At 38.2% G+C, this 19,844-nt stretch carries 17 protein-coding genes; 6 read left to right on the top strand and 11 right to left on the bottom strand.

Annotation, left to right across the window (positions count from 1 at the left end):
• Positions 1-13 precede the first annotated feature (13 nt).
• The 8 genes from tyrR to pspA form a co-directional block, all read right to left on the bottom strand.
• Positions 14-1,564: a transcriptional regulator TyrR gene (tyrR, locus tag FCS21_RS03220; protein WP_138620567.1), complete on the bottom strand. Its 1,551-nt coding sequence runs from the start codon at positions 1,562-1,564 to the stop codon at positions 14-16.
• A gap of 309 nt (positions 1,565-1,873) precedes the next feature.
• Positions 1,874-2,227 (bottom strand): 4a-hydroxytetrahydrobiopterin dehydratase, encoded by a 354-nt coding sequence (locus tag FCS21_RS03215; protein ID WP_138620566.1) that lies wholly within the window; start codon positions 2,225-2,227, stop codon positions 1,874-1,876.
• A 66-nt stretch (positions 2,228-2,293) separates the two neighbouring features.
• The gene (gene phhA / locus FCS21_RS03210; protein WP_138620565.1) at positions 2,294-3,097 is read right to left on the bottom strand and encodes a phenylalanine 4-monooxygenase; all 804 of its coding nucleotides are present in this window, start codon (positions 3,095-3,097) and stop codon (positions 2,294-2,296) included.
• 254 nt (positions 3,098-3,351) lie between these two features.
• Positions 3,352-4,605, bottom strand: a complete 1,254-nt coding sequence (locus FCS21_RS03205) for a YcjF family protein (protein WP_138620564.1) — start codon at positions 4,603-4,605, stop codon at positions 3,352-3,354.
• Between the two features lie 5 nt (positions 4,606-4,610).
• A complete protein-coding gene (locus FCS21_RS03200; RefSeq protein WP_138620563.1) occupies positions 4,611-6,086 on the bottom strand; it encodes a YcjX family GTP-binding protein in 1,476 nt (491 codons plus the stop codon).
• Between the two features lie 176 nt (positions 6,087-6,262).
• On the bottom strand, positions 6,263-6,712 hold the full coding sequence (gene pspC / locus FCS21_RS03195) for an envelope stress response membrane protein PspC (RefSeq protein ID WP_138620562.1): 450 nt from the start codon (positions 6,710-6,712) through the stop codon (positions 6,263-6,265).
• Positions 6,709-6,936 carry an envelope stress response membrane protein PspB gene (gene pspB / locus FCS21_RS03190; protein ID WP_138620561.1) on the bottom strand — a complete coding sequence of 76 codons (228 nt, stop codon included), beginning with the start codon at positions 6,934-6,936 and terminating at the stop codon, positions 6,709-6,711. The genes pspC and pspB overlap by 4 nt, the downstream gene beginning before the upstream one ends.
• 56 nt (positions 6,937-6,992) lie before the next feature.
• Positions 6,993-7,658 (bottom strand): phage shock protein PspA, encoded by a 666-nt coding sequence (pspA, locus tag FCS21_RS03185; protein WP_138620560.1) that lies wholly within the window; start codon positions 7,656-7,658, stop codon positions 6,993-6,995.
• Positions 7,659-7,939: 281 nt separating this feature from the next.
• Between pspA and pspF the strand changes: the two genes are divergently transcribed.
• From pspF to FCS21_RS03155, 6 genes are all read left to right on the top strand, one after another.
• A complete protein-coding gene (pspF, locus tag FCS21_RS03180) occupies positions 7,940-9,112 on the top strand; it encodes a phage shock protein operon transcriptional activator (RefSeq protein WP_138620559.1) in 1,173 nt (390 codons plus the stop codon).
• Positions 9,099-10,772 (top strand): ABC transporter substrate-binding protein, encoded by a 1,674-nt coding sequence (locus FCS21_RS03175; RefSeq protein WP_246046973.1) that lies wholly within the window; start codon positions 9,099-9,101, stop codon positions 10,770-10,772. The genes pspF and FCS21_RS03175 overlap by 14 nt, the downstream gene beginning before the upstream one ends.
• Before the next feature lies 1 nt (position 10,773).
• The gene (locus FCS21_RS03170; protein WP_138620558.1) at positions 10,774-11,802 is read left to right on the top strand and encodes an ABC transporter permease; all 1,029 of its coding nucleotides are present in this window, start codon (positions 10,774-10,776) and stop codon (positions 11,800-11,802) included.
• Positions 11,792-12,685: an ABC transporter permease subunit gene (locus FCS21_RS03165; RefSeq protein WP_138620557.1), complete on the top strand. Its 894-nt coding sequence runs from the start codon at positions 11,792-11,794 to the stop codon at positions 12,683-12,685. Before FCS21_RS03170 ends, FCS21_RS03165 begins: the two co-directional genes overlap by 11 nt.
• A 146-nt stretch (positions 12,686-12,831) precedes the next feature.
• A complete protein-coding gene (locus tag FCS21_RS03160; RefSeq protein WP_138620556.1) occupies positions 12,832-13,866 on the top strand; it encodes a peptide ABC transporter ATP-binding protein in 1,035 nt (344 codons plus the stop codon).
• Position 13,867: 1 nt separating this feature from the next.
• Positions 13,868-14,644 carry a peptide ABC transporter ATP-binding protein gene (locus FCS21_RS03155; protein ID WP_138620555.1) on the top strand — a complete coding sequence of 259 codons (777 nt, stop codon included), beginning with the start codon at positions 13,868-13,870 and terminating at the stop codon, positions 14,642-14,644.
• 122 nt (positions 14,645-14,766) lie between these two features.
• Here FCS21_RS03155 and FCS21_RS03150 read toward each other — a convergent pair whose 3' ends face one another.
• The 3 genes from FCS21_RS03150 to lon form a co-directional block, all read right to left on the bottom strand.
• The gene (locus FCS21_RS03150) at positions 14,767-16,683 is read right to left on the bottom strand and encodes a SurA N-terminal domain-containing protein (RefSeq protein WP_138620554.1); all 1,917 of its coding nucleotides are present in this window, start codon (positions 16,681-16,683) and stop codon (positions 14,767-14,769) included.
• A 235-nt stretch (positions 16,684-16,918) separates the two neighbouring features.
• Positions 16,919-17,191, bottom strand: coding sequence for a nucleoid-associated protein HU-beta (gene hupB, locus FCS21_RS03145; protein WP_011044534.1), 273 nt, complete (start codon positions 17,189-17,191; stop codon positions 16,919-16,921).
• Between the two features lie 296 nt (positions 17,192-17,487).
• A complete protein-coding gene (lon, locus tag FCS21_RS03140; protein WP_138620553.1) occupies positions 17,488-19,836 on the bottom strand; it encodes an endopeptidase La in 2,349 nt (782 codons plus the stop codon).
• Positions 19,837-19,844 lie beyond the last annotated feature (8 nt).

Raw genomic sequence — 19,844 nt, 5'->3', positions numbered from 1 at the left:
CATATTAACTACATCAAATTTTCACTGTTTTTTTATTGATATCATATTCGCGTAACTTATTAGCAATAGCTGTATGGCTAAGCCCGAGTTTTTTAGCTAACTGTCTAGTACTAGGATAAGCAGGATATAACTTACGTAGTAAATCAGCTTCAAACCCTTTTACAGCTGCATCGAGCGTGCCGGTAAATTCTTCTTCTAAATAACCATGTTCACGGGTATAAGGAGGCAATTGTAAGTGCGCAGTTTCTATTTCATTACCTTCTAATAACGACACGGCTCGCGTTATAACATTATCTAATTGACGAATATTACCAGGCCATGGGTAATGCTCAATAAAATCTCGACAGTCATCGCTTATTTTAAGGTGAGTACGACCAATTTGTTGCCCAGCTTTAATGGTAAAAAACTCGGCCAATGGTAATATATCGCTGCGACGCTCTCTTAGTGCGGGTAGCGTTAAACCAAAAACATTTAATCGATAATAAAGATCTTCTCTAAAATCACCTATAGAAACAAGATGCAAGAGATCTTTGTTAGTGGAGCTAATAGTGCGTACGTTGACAGTCACTTCTTGTTCAGAGTCTACGCGCCTAAAGCTGCCATGTTGAATTACCCGTAACAACTTACTTTGTAATTTTGGTGACATTTCACCTATTTCATCAAGAAAGACAGTACCACCATCAGCGAGCTCAAAAATACCGCGCTTACTTGACGCTTGATCTTTTTCCCCCATACCAAAGAGCTCTGACTCAGCAACATCATCAGGTAAAGCACCACAATTTAAGGTCATAAAAGGACGTTCAGCGCGCTCACTAGCCCCATGACAAGCCCTAGCTAATAACTCCTTACCAGTTCCCGTTTCGCCCATAATTAAAATTGAGGAGTCAAGTGACGACATACGTTTGGCTTCACGAATAACTTTTCTCATGGCGCTTGAACTGGCTTGAATACCTGAAAAAGTATTTTCACTTGGTTGCTTAAAAGCATTCATTTGCTGACCAAGGCGTGCTTCAGACTTTAAAATAAGTACTGCGCCAGCGAGGACTTTACTGCTTTCTTCACCTGTAACATGTATCGGCATAATATCGGCAACAAAATCATCGCCTTGAAATTTTAAACGGCAGGTTTGTGCAAGTACATCGCTTGAGTCTAGCCAACGATTAAAGTTAAAACCTTTTAACCAAAGACTGATATGTTGGTCTATAAGAGACGCTTCTGTTTCACCCATAATACTCGAGGCAATAGTATTAACAATACGAATATTGCCTTTTCTATTAATTGAGATAAATGGATCGGGGAAGGTTTTTATTAAGGTAGCGAGTTCATTTCTTTCTCGCTCAGATGGCATGTAAGGAGCGGTTTTAACATCCCCTACCCCTTCAATTAAGCGTAATTGCGGCATAAATTTTTGTAAATCAGCAAAATCTAAATCTGGAATATTAATAAAAATACGACCAGGCTGCATCAACTCAATGCCACGTACATTAATACCGTTTTCGACAAATATACCTAATACTTTTTGCCCCATACCCACACGGTCATGACAAGTAATTTCCAAACGCATTCAACAAGCCCTTAATTAAGAGTTACACCCTAGTTCTGTCAATATAAAATAGTAGAGTGGCTTTAAAGAAAACGTTATTGTAAACTAATTTTTACGATAAGAAAGCACAACATTGTTCAATAAGACCTGTTTATCTTAGTAGATTGTTTTTCATCGTTTTATTGGTTATTTATTCAAGAAAGAGCTTTGATTATCTGTATTGATGACAGTAAATGTTAGATGTTGAAGACAAAAATCACGCCAGAGAAGATATTAGATTAGGCAGTACTCTCTAGCGATAAAAGCTGATAAAGCAAAAGGCTATAAAGGTTATGCCGTTAACTGATCGGTTTTAGCTGCACAAATAAAATCATTTTTATGTAGGCCACCAATAGCGTGTGTCCACCACGTTACCTTCACCTTGCCCCACTCAAGTAATATCGCAGGATGATGACCTTCACTTTCAGCTAACTCAGACACTTTATTGGCAAACGCCCAAGAAAGTTTATAATTTTTAAAGCGGTATTCTCGTTCAAGCATCATAACATTATTATGTACTTGTGCTGTCCAATCAGGAATAAGTCCAATAAGCGTTTTTAATTCTTCATCACTTATTTTAGGTGCATCAGCATGACAAGCTTCGCAGGCTTGACTTGATAATTTATCACTTGATTTAGTCGTCATTATTTATCCTTAATCAACTGGTTGTGGTTATTGCTACCGTATAACTAATGTTCATTTATTAACCCGCTAAGTAACAGGCTTTGTTGGAAATTTTGCAGTGTGCAAACCTAGCTGTTTCGCTTGAGCAATCTGCGCCATAATATCTTCGACACTAAACTTTCGTATGTCATCTAGGTCCGACACTTTGGTGAGCGTATAATAAATCGGCTGCATTATATCTATTCGATAAGGCGTTCTTAATACATCTAACACGTTAAATGGCTTGCGTTCAACATCTTCATTATTAATAGCATACTCTGTTTCTGCCGGAGAAGACAAAATCCCCCCCCCATAAACACGTAATCCTTTAGGGGTATCAAGTAAACCAAATTCAATAGTAAACCAATACAGGCGTGCTAAAAATACTCGTTGCTCTTTACTCGCATTTAAGCCCATTTTTCCGTAGGCTTGGGTATAATTTGCAAATGATGGATTCACTAATAACGGGCAATGACCGAATATTTCATGAAAGATGTCAGGCTCTTGCAAATAGTCCATTTCTTCTTTACGTCGAATAAAGGTAGCAACGGGAAATTTCTTTTCTGAGAGTAACTTAAAAAATTCGCCAAAACCTATTAAGGCAGGTACAGGGTGACATTGCCAACCTGTTGCCGCGTAAAGTACCTGACTTACATCATTGAGTTGGGGCACACGATCTATAGGTAAATTTAAAGCAGCTAAACCAGTATGATATTCATCACAGGCTTTATCTTTAATATAAGCAAGTTGACGCGTAAATAGCATTTGCCAAATTGAATTCTCTTCAGTTGACCAGCTTATTAGGCCATTTTCGTCAGGAACTTTAGAGACATACTGAGTACCTTTTGACATGTTATTAACCTTTCATTTAGCGACTGGGCTACGTGGCTATCATTAGTTTAATTCGTTACTTTTATTAGGGAGCTTTATCAATATTTCTTATTATCACCTCCTATCAAGGTTACTTAATAAGCTAGTGATCATCTTAGGTCATCTTAAGCGATAAAATAAAGCAAACATACATGGTTAAAAAAAAAACAAGTCACTTTGTTGTACATGAAAGGTTACATCATTAACTATAAAAATTAAGTACAAAAAAATATCTTCTATTTTGAAGGACTTACTAGTGCCTTAATTTGTTGAGCAATTTTTTTACGAACATCGGTTAACTTCGGCTTTTCTTTAAAAGGAATAGGTCGACATAGCTCCATGGTTTTGGCGCCGAGTCTTGCGGTAAGCATACCCGCGCCTAAGCCTTGGGCAAATCGACTAGATAATTTACCTAATAATTCGGCTCCTAACATATCACTGCCAAAATCAGCAATAAGCTCACTAGCGCCTGCGTAAGCCATATTAACAAAAACTTGTTTTATTAACTTTATTCGACTCCAATAACCTAGCTTTAAACCATAAAGACCTGCAATTTTATTTATCATACGTAAGTTACGCGATAACATAATTAACATATCGATCAAAGCAACCGGACTTAACGCAACTAAAACAACCGCTTCGGTGGAGAAATTGGCAACTTCGTTCAATGCTTTTTCGTCAACTTTAGATAAAACCACTCGAGAGTAAAGCTCAACTAATTCACTCGCGTTATGCTCTGTTGTTAACGCTTCATGCCAAATTTGCTGTTCTTTGGGGTGATCAAAGGCTAAATCGCAAGGTAAGTTATGACTAATATTATCGCAAAAATCTCGTGCTCGTTTAGTAGACTGGCTGGTAAAGTGCTTTGTGTCTTTGCCTGTGTTTATGTCTATCTTGCTATCTATACTCCCATCAATGAGTAACAACTCTATTGCTTGTTGTTTTGTTTGCTGACGCTTTTTAAATTGTCTCAACCCGATAAACTCGCGCCATAAATAGTTACCGCTAACTAACGTTAACGATGCTAATAACAAGGCATAAAGACTGGCAATTATCGGTGATTGCTCGAAACCGGTAATAAAAAAATCAACCGCTTCAATGGTTACTAACGTTATCAGCAAAGTCGTTATTATGCGCCATAACCATGATCGTTTACCGCCTTTGACTGCGTTAGCTTCTTGATTTAGTTGCTCGCTATTAAGCTCGGTTTTTCTGATTTCATCAAAACCATTTTCATCAAGCAACACCGGTAAGTAGTCGTCATTATCAAAAACCACTTGCTTAGTTACTCGATTAGTTACCGGGTTAGTTGCTTCTTCGCTTTTACAGAATTTTTTATTGCCCTCAACAACGATGTCACTTTCATTAAAAAGTATTTGTTGCTGGTGTAATTTTTCCTTGTGTTTGCCTGTATAGCTAGCATTGCTCTCTTTATTTGTTGTGCTGTTTGTATTGCTTATTTTTGCTTTACTTTTATTATCGATAGTCATATCAATCACATCATTTTATCTGCTAATAAAAACTGTAACACCTGGTCCATTCGCACATGCGGTAAACACTGGTGTTTGTTAAGGCCACTTAAGGGGGCAAACTCTATGAAATTAAAGCTATTGGATTGCCAATAATTATCTCGAGGTAGCTCACTCGGAACAGCGCCAGGAAACACCGTTATTTTTTCTCCAAAAACCGACGCGGTTCCACTTAACTCGCTCTGCGCTAAACTTCGCCCTTGAATAACAGGAACCTCATTCCCTTGATGTTTGCTCACACCTGAGTTAGTCGCTTTAACCGCCGCAATAGCTAACGTTTTCACTGCTACAGCGTCATAATTTAACTGATTTTTATTTTGATGCACCAACTGATTAAGTAAAGAGACCATAGCACCATGTTGCTCAGGTGTAACGTGGTCAGCTTTTGTGGCGCCAAAGAGTAACTTATCAATTTTTGGTGAGAATAGCCGTGAAAATATTCCCGACTTGCCGTACTGATAGCTTTCTAAAATCATCGACATAGCCAACTCTAAATCAGCGAAACTTGCTTTGCCTTTATTTAACGGTTTTAAGCAATCTGCTAACACGATTTGTCGGTCGAAACGAAGAAAATGCTCTCGATAAAATTTTCGTACCACTTGCTCTTGGTATTGAGAATAACGTGAGCGCAACATACCAATAACACTATCATCAGTTGCATTTTGATAAGCGTTAGCGTCTATATTATCTGCATTGGCAAAAGGGAAGAATTCTAAAATAGGCGCGCCAGCTAAGTCGCCAGGTAATATAAATCGCCCTGGTTGAATGACCGACAACCCTAACTCGTGACGAAATGTTTGTAATAGCGCAGTATATTCCTGTGCTAATTCAGCCAAAAGTTCTTCACTGGCTGGGGCGAACGGGTCGAGTTGCGCAACTTTAGCTAAAAAACTTTTACTGTACTCATCTCTTGGCTTACTGGTCATTAATCCGTGAGTTTGCTGCGACCACTCTTGATAAGTCTGTTTAAGCATGGGTAAATCGAGTAACCACTCGCCAGGATAATCGGTGATATCAAGCGTTAGCGTTGCCATGTCAGTGGCATATTTAAGTATTGAATTTTTAGGTTGGTAGCGAATAGCCAAGCGTAACTCACTAATACCATGAGTGGGTTCAGGCCAAGTAGCAGGGTCACTCGTTAAAGCTGAAATAGCAGCGTCATAATCAAATCGTGGTACGTGGTAGTGCTTTTGCGGTACTCGCTTAGCGGCAATAAAATTACCGTTATGAACGGGATCAAAAAAACTAAGTTTAGCGCCATTTCCTTCATTAATTAATTGATTGACTAAGGAAGTAATAAAGGCGGTTTTACCACTTCGGCTTAAGCCCGTAACCGCTAAAGTGACTTGTTGATCAAGGGTGCGACTAAGTAGCTCATTCGCTTTATGCTTTAGTTTGCCTAGACCACGCTTAGATAAGGTCGATTTACTTAGTAGTGCCATGAATTAGTGCCATGAAGTAATGTCAAAGTTAATGATGTATGAGATGAATAGTGCTATAAAATTAATGCTATAAAATTAATGCTATAAAATTAATGCTATAAAATTAATGCTATAAAATTAATGCTATAAGAGTAATAACATAAAAAACCGATAACACCCAATAAAGCACAATAAAGTTATAGCTTATTAATTTCTCTAGCAACGGTAAACTCCGTTGACGTAACATAGTGTTCCATCGCTTGTACTCGACCTTCTAACGATCGAAATTTACGAGCAATATCATACAGTGCTTGTTTAGCTGGCTCACCTGACTGCCAAATTCTCGCTTTAACCTTTATCGACTCATGAGCGACATCAGCGCTTTGCTTTGGTTGCTGACCTTTAGCATAGTTACTTTCATGTCCCTGATAATTGACTTTAGCTGTTTTCGTTGGCGTTTTATCGAGAATAAACCAAGCAGCTACGTAGCCTAAAATAAGAAACGGCATACCAAATAACACACCTGAGACCACTAATATTCTAATGAGCCAGGTTTCCCAACCAAAGTAGTCTGCTATCCCGGCACAAACCCCAGCTATTTTACCTTGCTCGGCATTTCGATATAACTCTCTTCTTTTGTGGCTCATAATTTAGTTCTCCAGTTTGGTGTCTCCACATCTAAAATAGCTTCAAGAGTTTGAATTCTATCAGCCATGGTATCGGCAACTTCTGATAACTCAGATAACTGAATATACTCTTCTTGACTTAAACCTTGGCTAACCTGTTTTTTACTACGGTAATGTAAAACTAGCCATATTGGCGCAACAATAACCATAAAAATAATAACGGGTGCGACGATAATCTCTTCCATAATATTTTCCCTCTCTCTTTTTTACTTAACGTGGTGCTTTATTTAGTTCTTATTTCTTATTTATTACTGCTCTTTATTTTAGCTTTTAACTGCGCTAATTCATCATCCACTTTAGCATCAGATTCCAATTCGGCAATTTCATCGGCTAACGATTTACTACCGATCTCATAAGATTCAACCGTTGATTCTATATCATCAATTTTTCGTTCGTAATGGTCAAAGCGATTTAACGCATCATTTACTCGCGTGCTATGTAAGTTTTCTTTCACTTTTAAGCGAGAACTTACTGACTTTTCTCGAATAACAATGGCTTTTTGACGTGTTTTTGCATCACTGAGCTTATCTTGTAATTGCGATACTTCACTTTGCAGTTTACTCAGGTGCTCTTCGGTATACGCTAGCTCTGTTAATAGGACTTGCGCGCTTTCAGTGCTTTTTTTCTTAGCCATTAATGCACCACGCGCTAAGTCTTCACGGTCTTTACTTAACGCTAATTCTGCTTTACTTTGCCATTGCTCAGCATCTTGTTCAAGGCGAGTTATTTGACGCGTTAACTCTTTTTTACCTGCTAATGTTTTTGCTGAACTAGAACGTACTTCAACTAAGGTATCTTCCATTTCTTGGATGATCAAGCGAACCATTTTTGCCGGATCTTCGGCTTTATCTAATAAATTATTAATATTAGCGTTAATTATATCTGTGAATCTTGAAAAAATACCCATAATAACTTCCTTAACTGATAGCTAACTGATAGCCAGATTGTCGTGTTTTACTAAACTAAGCGTTAACTAAGTAATAACTAAACGCTAACTAAACATTTATTTAACTCTGTATTACTATAACGCTATGTCATCATTGTATATTCATTTTTTACGCCAACTTTCATATTGACTATAAAAGCTTGTTTTTAAAGTATTATTATTTATTTTAAAAAACACTTTCAACCAACCAAGTAATAAAATACACTATTTGTTAGTGAAATAAACCAAAATCTGAGCGTACTATGGCGCGTTTTAACCAACAAGATAACCTGCTTGGTCAGTCAAATAATTTTTTAGAAGTACTTGAGCAAATATCGCAAGTTGCTCCATTACGAAAACCCGTGCTTATTATTGGTGAACGAGGTACGGGCAAAGAACTTGTTGCCGCGCGTTTGCACTTTCTTTCTAAGCGTTGGGAACAAAACTATTTAAAGCTAAACTGTGCAGCGCTCAATGAAAACTTACTTGAAACTGAATTATTTGGTTACGATAGTGGCGCATTTACTGGTGCAAGTAAGCGACATGAAGGACGCTTTGAACGAGCCGATAAAGGTACCTTGTTTTTAGATGAAATTGCCAATACCTCAGGTCTTATTCAAGAAAAGCTATTACGCGTTGTTGAATACGGTGAGTTTGAGCGCGTAGGTGGTTCAAAAACAATTCATACTGATGTGCGTTTAGTTGCAGCAACAAATGAAGACTTACCTACTTTGGCTGCCTCAGGTCATTTTAGAGCTGATTTATTAGACCGTTTAGCTTTTGATGTTATAACGCTGCCCCCCTTGAGAGAGCGCTTAGACGATATTATTATGCTTGCCGAGCACTTTGCTATTAACATGGCGCGCGAACTTGACTTTGAATTATTTAGTGGCTTTACCGACAAGGCCAAACGCAGTCTCCTTGCTTATCACTGGCCTGGTAATATTCGCGAATTAAAAAATGTCGTTGAGCGCAGTGTTTATCGTTGTAACAATCCGCATTTACCGGTACACGAATTAATTATCGATCCCTTTGATTCTCCATTTAGACCACAACAGCGTATTAAAACTCACGATAGTGCAACTAGATTAAGTAGTGAATTAAAGGCTCCCAAAGCAGTTGCCGATGAATCACTGGCGAGAAAAACAACAGAGGACACTAATCAGGCAAGCGCTCACATAGTCGATAAACTGGCGCCCGCTGTTGTAGCAAGTACAATAGCTAACCCAGTAGTGCCTGCGATAACGCAGCAGTTCCCTCAATCATTAAAAGCGTTATCACAAGACTATGAAATAGAATTAATACAGTCAGCTTTAGCACATTGTCAATTTAATCAAAAGAAAACAGCCCAAGCGCTTGAATTAACGTATCATCAACTAAGGGGCTACCTAAAAAAATATAACTTGCTTGATGGCAGTATTAATGATGAATTGTAAAACGCTATATTATTTAACAATCACTACGCTAGTTAGTGTATTAACGGCTTGTAATGATAGTGATAAATTATCGCTAAGCGAGCGTAGTATTATTTATTGCTCTGAAGGCTCACCAGAAACTTTCAACCCGCAACTGAGCACATCAGGTACTACCTCTGATGCTACCTCTAAACAACTTTATAATGCTCTTATTGTTTATAAAGGTAAAAATAATACCCTAGCTCCTTCTTTAGCCAGATCATGGCACGTAACCGAGGATGGTAAAAAGGTGACTTTTTACTTACGTAAAGACGTCAGTTTTCATCAAACCAATTACTTTACACCAACAAGATTATTTAACGCCGATGATGTCTTATTTAGCTTTAATCGAATATTAGATAATAATCATCCTTTTCATAATGTATCCGGCGGCCAATATCCCTTCTTTGAAAGTGTTAGGTTTTCAGAGTTAGTTGAAAAAATAGAGAAAATTAATGATTTTACTGTTCGGTTTATTTTAAAACGCAGCGATAGTTCTTTCTTGGCTAACTTAGCCACCGACTTTTCAATTATTTTATCTGCAGAATATGCAAAACAGCTGCAACATCAACAAACTAAACACGAACTTGATATATTCCCTATCGGCACAGGTCCCTTTAAATTAAAAGATTATCGCGTAGGCTCGTTAATTCGTTTTTACCGCCACGACAGTTACTGGCAAGGTAAGGCAAAAATTGAGCAATTGGTTTATGACATATCTCCTGAAAAAAGAAATAGATTAACTAAGTTATTAGCGAAAGAATGTGATGTTAGTAGTTACCCCATAGCACACGAGAAAATAACAGAAAGAGACGATTTAACCTTAGAGTCTATTACCTCATTAAATGTTGGCTACTTTGGCTTTAATACACAAAAAAAACCTTTTGATAATAAATTAGTACGCCAAGCGATCAGTTTAGCGATTAACAAACAAGCGATAATTGATACGGTTTACCAAGGTCAAGCGGCTCGCGCAAAGTCATTATTACCAGAAACGTCATGGGCTTTTGACAACAAAACGCCGGAATTGGGTTACGATCCACAAAAAGCTAAAGCCTTACTCTCACTAGCTGGGTATGCGCAAGGCTTTACTATGGACATATGGGCAATTCCAGTGCAAAGAGCTTATAACCCAAATGCTGTCACTATGGCTAAATTAATCCAAGCAGATTTAAGAAAAATAGGTGTAACAGTTAAAATAATTACTTATGAATGGAGTACTTTTTTACGTCGTTTATCTTTAGGAGAACATCAAAGCTTTCTATTAGGTTGGACCGCTGACCACCCAGACCCTGATAATTTTTTCACACCAATTCTTAGCTGCTCAGCCAGTGAATCAGGCAATAACCGTACCTTTTGGTGTAATAAGGAATACGATAAGTTACTTGAAAAAGCACTTAAAACAACCCGGGTTAAAGAAAGAAAAGAGTACTACGCTAAGGCAATGATGATAATAAATGAAGAAATGCCATTACTCCCCATTGCCCATTCAAAACGTTTTCAAGGCCGTGGCAATGATGTAAAAGGTAATATATTAGAAAGCTTTGGTGGTATCAGCTTTTATAACGTCTCTAAAAAACCCTTAAATAGTAAAGTCGGCAACGTTATTTTGCCCGAAATAACTGACAAGGCGAGCAATTAACATGCTTAAATTTACTTTTCGCCGTTTAAGCTTATTTGTTTTTACTATGTTGGTATTAACACTTTTATCCTTTAGTTTAAGTTTTTTATTTCCAGGTGATACGGTTATCAATCATTCGGGGCAAATTAATGCCACACCGACAGAGTTAGTACAGTTAAATAAAGCTTATCAAATGGATAAAGGTTTATTTACTCAGTATGTCGCTTACGTTTCCCATATACTAAGTGGTGATTTTGGTCAGTCAATGGCAAGTCAATCTCCTATTCGTGATGAAATAATAGAGCTACTGCCTGCCACTATAGAACTGAGCTTAGTCGCTTTACTTGTGGCTATGTTAATTGGTATTCCACTGGGGTTTATTGCTGCTATTAACCATAATAAGGTCAGCGATAATGCCATATTGTCAATGGCCATGCTCGGTTATTCCATTCCAGTGTTCTGGTTAGGTTTATTAGCAATACTGGTTTTCTCTATTGGACTTGGTTGGTTACCTTCAGCTGGACAAATAAGCTTGTTGTTTGAAATAGAGCTAGTCACGGGTATTCAATTCATTGATATATTACTCAGCGATAGCCCCTATAAATGGCAAGCATTTAGTGACGCTAGTGCGCATATTATTCTACCTGCTTGCGTTGTCGCTTTAGCGCCAGCCACTATTTTTATTCGCTTATCTCGCGCAGCTATGATTGAAGTGTTAGCTACCAGTTATATTAGAGCGGCTCGTGCTAAGGGCTTAAGTTTTAAACAAATTATATTTAGACATGCAATACGTAATGCCTTAATTCAGATAATACGTCACGTCGGTTTACAGTTTGCTAATTTAGTGACTTTAGCCATGGTAACTGAAGTTATTTTTAGTTGGCCTGGTATTGGTCGTTGGCTAATAGAAAGTATTGCTCAGCGAGACTACACCGCCATTCAAAGTGGCTTATTAGTACTGTCGTGTTTTATATTTATTATTCATATATTAACTGACTTTATTTATGCCGCTCTTAATCCATTAGCACGAGGAAATAAATATGGCTCGTGAAAAAATATATCTTGAAGAATCATTCCCTTCACCATTTATCCAGTTATGGGGAATATTTCGCAAAACGCCTGTTGCTATGCTGGGCTTTTGCTGTTTTATTTTTTTGGTGGTACTCGCTATTTTTGCGCCAATTATAGCGCCTTACTCTCCGGTAGATGGTAATCTGGACATGATATTGTTACCGCCGGCTTGGCATGATAATGGCAATGTAAGCTATTTATTAGGTACCGATGAACTGGGTCGAGATATGCTATCTAGACTGATGTACGGTACATCACTTACCTTTGGTTTAAGCTTTATTGTAGTAGTTTTTTCATTAGTAATAGGTGTTATCATTGGCTCATTATCGGCGTTAACTAAAGGGATAAAGTCTAGCTTTTTAAATCACTTTCTTGATGTGGTACTCTCTATCCCCTCACTATTACTAGCGATTATTATCGTCGCTATTTTGGGCCCTGGTATTAGTAATACCGTCTGGGCAATCGCTATTGTCTTTATCCCGCAGTTTATTCATATAACAAGGTACGCGGTTAAAGAAGAGTTTAGAAAAGACTATGTGCTTGCTTCACGACTTGATGGTGCCAGTAACTTTCGTATTTTGTATTACTCGGTATTTCCTAACATTGTTGAACGCTTAATGAGTCAAGCAACATTAGCACAATCAGCGGCAATATTAGACATAGCAACTTTAGGTTTTTTAGGATTAGGTGCACAAATTCCATTACCTGAATGGGGCGCTATTTTAGCCAATGGTCTGGAACATTTTTACGTAGCACCTTGGACCGTTTACTTACCCGGTTTGGCAATATTATTTGCTGTGGTCGCCACTAACTTAGTCGGCGAAGGTATTCGTCATGCGTTAAAACTACGCAAAGAAAGCTAAGACCATTATTTATTACTCTCTATAACGATAAGCGCTATGATAACGAACAGTATGATGCCGATAGCCATGATGAAAATACGACACGATAATCACTTGTCTTACTTATCATTAACCACTCACCTACAAAGAGCACGTAAGTAATACTTATGAATTTACTCGACATTAGAAACTTATCCATTGAACTAGACACGCCTTCAGGACGAGTATTGGCAGTAGATAAAGTGAGTTTATCGATTAAAGAAGGTGAGTTTCGCGGTTTAGTCGGAGAATCTGGCTCAGGAAAGTCTTTACTGGCGCAAGCTATTATCGGTGTGCTAGAAGACAAATGGCATGTAAACGCCGACCGTTTTCACTGGCGAGGAATAGACTTACTGCGTTTAACACTTGCTGAGCGCAGAGATCTATTATGCCGAGATATTGCTATGATATTTCAAGAGCCGATGAGTTGTTTAGACCCTACCACGTTAATAGGAGAGCAGCTCAGTGAAGCGATTGATGATTCGCAGTTCACCGGTTACTTTTGGCAGCGCAAAAAGCAACGTAAAGAAGCCGTAATAAAGCTACTGCATAAAGTAGGTATTAAAAAACATAGTCAGTGTCTTACCAGTTACCCTCATCAGCTTACTGAAGCTATTTGTCAGCGCGTTATGATAGCGATAGCGCTAGCGCGTCAGCCAATCTTATTAATTGCTGATGAACCAACAGCAACCATGGAAAACACTAATCAAGGACAAATATTTAGGCTATTGGCTAATTTAAACCAATTAAAAAACATGTCTATTTTATTAATAAGCCATGATTTAGAAAACCTAACTCACTGGACTAGTACCATTACTGTTATGTATAGCGGTCAATTTGTTGAGGCTGGTACTACAGAACAAATATTCAATAAACCCATGCATCCTTATACTCGAGCATTAGTTGATAGTAGCACTAAAGCAAATTTACAAATACCTGCTAAGTCACGCCTAATAACGCTGCCAGGGAGCATCCCTATTTTAAAGCATTTACCTATTGGTTGTCGACTAGGGCCGCGATGTCCTCGCGCACAAAAGACTTGCGTGGTAGCGCCAAAAGTTACTAGTTTTCATGGTCATAAGGTCAGCTGCCATTTCCCTTTGTTTAGAGAAACTCGTAGAAAATACATGCAAAAACAACAAGTAGTAAAAGGAACTGAGTAACATGACGGTTTTACTTGATGTTCAAGAAATATCAAAATCATTTAAGCTTAAAGGTTACTGGTATCATAAACGCACTTTTACTGCCCTGTCACCATTATCCTTCACGATTGAAGCGAATAAAACACTCGCTATCGTCGGCGAAACGGGCTCAGGAAAATCAACCTTAGCAAAAATATTAGTCGGTGCCGAAACGCCAACTCAGGGTGAAATATACTTACACGGTCAGCTGCTACAAAAAAAACGGTTTAAGCAACGTTGCCAACATGTCAGAATGATATTTCAAGACTCAGGTACCACGTTAAACCCTAGTCTAACCATACAAGAATTGCTTGATGAGCCATTAATACTCAATACCGACTTAGATGAAAAAGAGCGTCAACAACTTATTCATAAAACCTTGCAAAAAGTAGGCTTGCTTGGCGAGCATATGAATTTTTATCCTCATATGTTTTCTGGTGGGCAAAAGCAAAGAATATCACTCGCTAGAGCGATTATATTAGAGCCGCAGGTCATCATACTTGATGAAGCTTTAGCGGCATTAGATCCATCATTACGTTCGCAAATGATTAACTTATTGCTCGATTTACAACAACAAATGGGCTTAGCTTATATTTTGATCTCCCACAATTTAGGTATTGTGCGCCACTTTAGTGACGATATTATGGTCATGTCGCATGGCAAGGTGGTTGAGTCCGGTAAAACTCTCGAGATAATGCGAAAACCCAAACATAAGGTTACGCAACGATTAATTATGAGTCAGAACTTTAAGCTAAAATAACATCTAATTAGCATTGTCAGTATTAGTGCCTATAAAGGCATTATAAAAAAGCCAATAACAAGTAACTGTTATTGGCTTTTTTTATACAACACTTAATGCTTAAGCTTATTCGCTGTGAACAATTAGTAAACCGATACGGGTTCGCTAAGTTGCTTACGCGTAATTTTAGCATCAACTTTTAAAGAGTTAACAAAGCTCTGATAAGCAGATTGTGCTAACTGAGACGTTTGTTGTTGAGCTAAGTTAGGCGTTGCTGGTGCATTATTTACCTCAACCGCTGTCACTTCAACCAGCGCAAGCGCACCATTACTCAAGGCAACCGTAGATGCTGATACAGCGCCATTAACGGGATGTGGTAATACAAAGGCTGCTCGGCTAATACTTTGGTCAACTTCAGGGCTATAGCGTGCTACCTTGGCTTTGCTGACAAAACTACTATTTAGATCTGCAAGTTGCGTTGAAATATCATTACCTTTAATAAAGTCAGCTAATAATGAGTCTGCCGTTTGCTGCGCTTTATCTATCGCTTTTTGACTGACTAGTAGTGCTTTAATTTGTCCTTCAACTTCAGATAGTGGTTTAATGTTAGCTGCTTGGAATGTGTTAAGACGTAACACCAAAACAAGGCTATCATTTACTTCAATAAGATCAGAGTTCATATTATCTTGTAAAACAATATCAGAAAAAGCAGCATCAATGACATTACTGTCATCAAAAGGTGAGGTATTACCGCTACGTAGTAACCACGGAGACGTTTGTATAGCAACTTTTACTTCAGCAGCGGCATCTTCTAGGCTATCAGGAAACTCAAAACTAATACGCGCCATTTCTTGTTGTAGAGTAAAGAACTTCTCTTGTGCTTTATCATGACTTAATTGGCTGCGTAACTCAGTTTTCACCTCAGTAAATGTTTTGACTTCTTCTACTTTATAATCAGTTAATGTTAATACATGGTAACCAAAGCTAGTAGTAATGACTGGGCTAATATCACCAACATTAACGAGTGCTAACGCCGCTTCATCAAATGACTCTTCCATAACACCAGGCTCTAACCATTCTAAATCACCGCCATTTTCACCACTAAAAGTATCATTAGACAATTCTTTAGCTAATGCGGCAAAATCTTCACCTTGCTCTAAACGAGTTACCACGGCTTGTACTTGCGCCTTGGCTGCTTCATCATCAGCATCATCTTCATTAAACTCAATAAGAATATGAGATATACGACGTTGCTCAGGTGTAGTAAAGCTTGTTAAATGTTCTTGATAATAACGAGAGAGCTCTTCATCTGTCACCTTAATGTCTTTGGCAATATCAGCGACATCTAAACTAATGTAATCAACCTTAACCTGCTCTTTGTTTTCAAAGCGGGCTTGATTAGCTAAGTAATAGTTGTTAATTTCTTCATCTGTTAACGTTATACCCGCTTCAAACTGCTCTGCTGAAATGGTGGCAAAACGAATGTCACGCGTTTGGTTTTGTAAAGCAAGCTGCAACTTCTCTTGATACGGTAGATTAAACTCGGTCGCAATTAAGGCTTGGCTTAATTGACGACGAGTCATTTCTACACGTAAGTAATCACGAAAGTCTGAAGACTGAAAAAAACCCGCTTGGTTGATAATAGCTAGATAGCGATTATTATCAAACGCGCCATCGACTTGAAACTCAGGCATTTGTCGAATAGTTTCTTTTAAGCGAAGATCAGAAACACGAATAGCGAGTGCTTCACTATTTTGATCTATCAATTTTTCATTAATAAGGTTATCTAGCACCCCTTGGCGGAAATTCGCCATGTAGTTCTCGTCATTTGATAAAGTATCAAACATGTCACCAAACTGTTGCGCCATACGACTACGCTGTGCCTGATACGCTTTATTAAAGTCTTGTTGGCTAATAGCCTCACCGTTAACGGTAGCAACTGAAGTATCAACAGAGTTGCTATAACTGCCAACACCAGCAACAGCGAAGGTTAGGATAATCAAACCAAGAATAATTTTTGCAGTCAATCCCTGCGATTTTTCACGAATATCTTCTAACATTTAGTTCTCTTTATTGTGTCTATACAAGCTAGACTTATAGCAATTCTATTAAAGTTGTTCGCGATTTTAGCAGATGACAGGCATTGCTTGAAGTGCAAGATGCGTTAAATGTGAACTTTATTTTATCTGTTGTTATGTAAGCAATGAACTCATCTAAAATAGCAAAGGCTATAAAGCAAAAAACCACCTAAAAGGTGGTTTTGAATACGCGGTATAAATAAACTTAGTTTACTGATTAGTTACACGCGTCTTTTAATGCTTTACCCGCTTTGAAAGATGGGATTTTAGCCGCTGCAATTTGAATTGTTGCACCCGTTTGAGGGTTACGACCAGTACGTGCTGCACGATCACGTACTGAGAAAGTACCAAAACCAACAAGAGCAACTTGCTCGCCATCTTTTAATTCATCAGTTACAGCGCCAATAAATGAATCTAATGCACGACCCGCAGCAGCTTTTGAAATGTCTGCACCAGCAGCAATTTTCTCTATTAGTTGAGATTTATTCACAGTCTATACCCCTTAAATTGTTATCATGCAACGCCATCCTTTTTTATTACGTCACCCATAAAAATTGAATGTTTTACGGGTAACTCTGAGGCGTTGAGTTTATAAAATATTATGCTATCTAGTTACCACCAATTCATCTATATAACATAGTGAGTAAGGGGTCTAGCGATATAAGCGTAGTTAACTTACCATAGTTTGAGCGTTTGAAAAGCGAAAACTGCCTTTTTTTACTTTTTTTTTAATTTTTTTGACCTTTTTTGATAGAAATCATCAAAAAAGGTCAAGCATTGAACGAATTACTTCTCAACTTTCCATTGTTCTACTGGGTGTTCAAGCGCTATTGCTAGCACTTCATCTATCCATTTTACTGGGTGGATAGACAATTCAGCTTTAACATTTTCAGGAATTTCTTTTAAATCTCGTTCGTTTTCATGCGGTATAATAACCGTTTTTATACCACCACGATGCGCGGCTAATAACTTCTCTTTTAAGCCGCCAATGGCTAAAACTTCACCCCGCAGGGTAATTTCACCTGTCATGGCAACATCGGCTTTAACAGGGTTACCGGTAAGGCTTGATACAAGGGCCGTACACATACCTATACCCGCACTTGGACCATCTTTTGGTGTTGCTCCTTCAGGTACATGCACATGAATATCGCGTTTTTCATAAAAGTTATCGTTAATACGAAGCTTCTCTGTACGGCTCCTTACTACCGTCATCGCTGCTTGAATTGACTCTTGCATAACATCACCTAAAGAGCCGGTATAGGTTAACTTACCTTTACCTGGTACAGAGGCTGTTTCGATGGTGAGTAACTCGCCACCTACTTGGGTCCAAGCAAGGCCAGTCACTAAACCTACTCTATTTTCAGAGTCTGCCTTGCCGTAATCAAAGCGTTGCACGCCTAAAAATTCACTTAGGTTTTCTTGATTGATAGTGACTTTCTTTATGGTTTTATCAAGTAAAATAGATTTTACTGCTTTACGACATAATTTAGATATTTCGCGCTCTAAACTACGTACACCTGCTTCACGAGTGTAATAGCGAATAATACCGGTAAGTGCACTGTCATCAATATCAATCTCTTTGGCTTTTAAACCATTACGCTCAATTTGCTTTTTAACAAGGTGCTTGCGGGCAATATTAAGCTTTTCATCTTCGGTATAACCTGAAAGACGAATAACTTCCATACGGTCAAGTAATGGTCCTGGGATATCCATACTATTAGACGTAGCAACAAACATGACATCTGATAAGTCATAATCAACTTCTAAGTAATGATCATTAAACGTAGTATTTTGCTCAGGATCGAGTACTTCAAGTAATGCAGAAGCAGGATCTCCTCGCATATCAGAGGCCATTTTATCAATTTCATCTAATAAGAATAATGGGTTTTTAACACCTACTTTTGATATTTTTTGAATTAGTTTACCTGGTAATGACCCAATATAAGTACGTCTATGACCACGAATCTCAGCTTCATCACGCACACCACCTAGCGCCATTCGAACATACTTTCGACCAGTCGATTTAGCGATTGATTGCCCTAAAGAAGTTTTACCAACCCCAGGAGGCCCCACTAAACATAAAATAGGCCCTTTTAACTGAGTAACACGTTGTTGTACGGCTAAGTATTCTAAAATACGTTCTTTAACTTTATCTAGCCCGTAATGGTCTTCATCAAGTACTTCTTGAGCAAGAGCAAGGTTACGCTTTAATTTACTACGCTTCTTCCAAGGTACGTTAATCATACAGTCAATATAGCTGCGTACCACCGTTGCTTCTGCAGACATAGGTGACATCATTTTCAGTTTTTGAAATTCCGCTAACGTTTTCTCTTTGGCTTCAGCAGGCATCTGCGCTTGTTCAATGTGTTTAGCCATTTGCTCAAGCTCGTCAAGTGTGTCCTCACCTTCATTAAGCTCTTTTTGAATCGCTTTCATTTGCTCATTCAAGTAATAGTCGCGTTGACTTTTTTCCATCTGCTTTTTAACACGAGTGCGTATTTTCTTTTCAACTTGCAGCAAGTCTATTTCGCCTTCCATTAAGGCCATTAAATGCTCTAAACGAGCATTAACATCAATAATCTCTAATACTTTTTGTTTATCTGCTAATTTAAGCGGCATATGTGCGGCCATAGTGTCAGCTAGCTGTTCAGCATCATCAATACCAGAGACAGACGTTAATACTTCAGGCGGTATTTTTTTATTAAGTTTAACGTAACCCTCAAACTGTGAAATAGCGGAACGGATCAATACTTCTATATCATCAGAAAGAGTCGTATTAGCGCTTACGTATTCTATTTCTGCACTAAAGTATTCTTCGGTTTCAACAAAGTGTTTGATGGTGGCGCGCTGCGCTCCTTCAACTAATACTTTTACCGTACCATCAGGGAGTTTTAACATTTGTAAAATGGTGGCTACTGTGCCAGTTGTGTATACGTCATCAGCTTTAGGATCATCAATAGCCGCATCTTTTTGTGCCACAAGAAATACCTGTTTATCTTGTTCCATGGCTAAATCTAGACAACGAATTGACTTTTCACGACCCACAAAAAGTGGAATAACCATTTGTGGGTAAACAACAACATCTCTTAAAGCTAAAACGGGGATCTCAACGACACCAGATAATTCTTTACTCATTGGCTACC

Source organism: Colwellia ponticola, assembly GCF_005885605.1.
Taxonomy (GTDB): Bacteria; Pseudomonadota; Gammaproteobacteria; order Enterobacterales; family Alteromonadaceae; genus Colwellia; species Colwellia ponticola.
This window is presented reverse-complemented; position numbering and strand designations above follow the sequence as displayed.

Bases quoted from the DNA above. Each gene is read 5' to 3' on its own strand.
- FCS21_RS03165 (WP_138620557.1), top strand. From the start codon at position 11,792: ATGGCTCGTGAAAAAATATATCTTGAAGAATCATTCCCTTCACCATTT.
- pspF (WP_138620559.1), top strand. From the start codon at position 7,940: ATGGCGCGTTTTAACCAACAAGATAACCTGCTTGGTCAGTCAAATAAT.
- lon (WP_138620553.1), bottom strand. From the start codon at position 19,836: ATGAGTAAAGAATTATCTGGTGTCGTTGAGATCCCCGTTTTAGCTTTA.
- pspB (WP_138620561.1), bottom strand. From the start codon at position 6,936: ATGGAAGAGATTATCGTCGCACCCGTTATTATTTTTATGGTTATTGTT.
- phhA (WP_138620565.1), bottom strand. From the start codon at position 3,097: ATGTCAAAAGGTACTCAGTATGTCTCTAAAGTTCCTGACGAAAATGGC.
- FCS21_RS03170 (WP_138620558.1), top strand. From the start codon at position 10,774: ATGCTTAAATTTACTTTTCGCCGTTTAAGCTTATTTGTTTTTACTATG.
- FCS21_RS03215 (WP_138620566.1), bottom strand. From the start codon at position 2,227: ATGACGACTAAATCAAGTGATAAATTATCAAGTCAAGCCTGCGAAGCT.
- pspC (WP_138620562.1), bottom strand. From the start codon at position 6,712: ATGAGCCACAAAAGAAGAGAGTTATATCGAAATGCCGAGCAAGGTAAA.
- FCS21_RS03205 (WP_138620564.1), bottom strand. From the start codon at position 4,605: ATGACTATCGATAATAAAAGTAAAGCAAAAATAAGCAATACAAACAGC.
- FCS21_RS03155 (WP_138620555.1), top strand. From the start codon at position 13,868: ATGACGGTTTTACTTGATGTTCAAGAAATATCAAAATCATTTAAGCTT.
- tyrR (WP_138620567.1), bottom strand. From the start codon at position 1,564: ATGCGTTTGGAAATTACTTGTCATGACCGTGTGGGTATGGGGCAAAAA.
- FCS21_RS03175 (WP_246046973.1), top strand. From the start codon at position 9,099: ATGATGAATTGTAAAACGCTATATTATTTAACAATCACTACGCTAGTT.
- FCS21_RS03160 (WP_138620556.1), top strand. From the start codon at position 12,832: ATGAATTTACTCGACATTAGAAACTTATCCATTGAACTAGACACGCCT.
- FCS21_RS03200 (WP_138620563.1), bottom strand. From the start codon at position 6,086: ATGGCACTACTAAGTAAATCGACCTTATCTAAGCGTGGTCTAGGCAAA.
- FCS21_RS03150 (WP_138620554.1), bottom strand. From the start codon at position 16,683: ATGTTAGAAGATATTCGTGAAAAATCGCAGGGATTGACTGCAAAAATT.
- pspA (WP_138620560.1), bottom strand. From the start codon at position 7,658: ATGGGTATTTTTTCAAGATTCACAGATATAATTAACGCTAATATTAAT.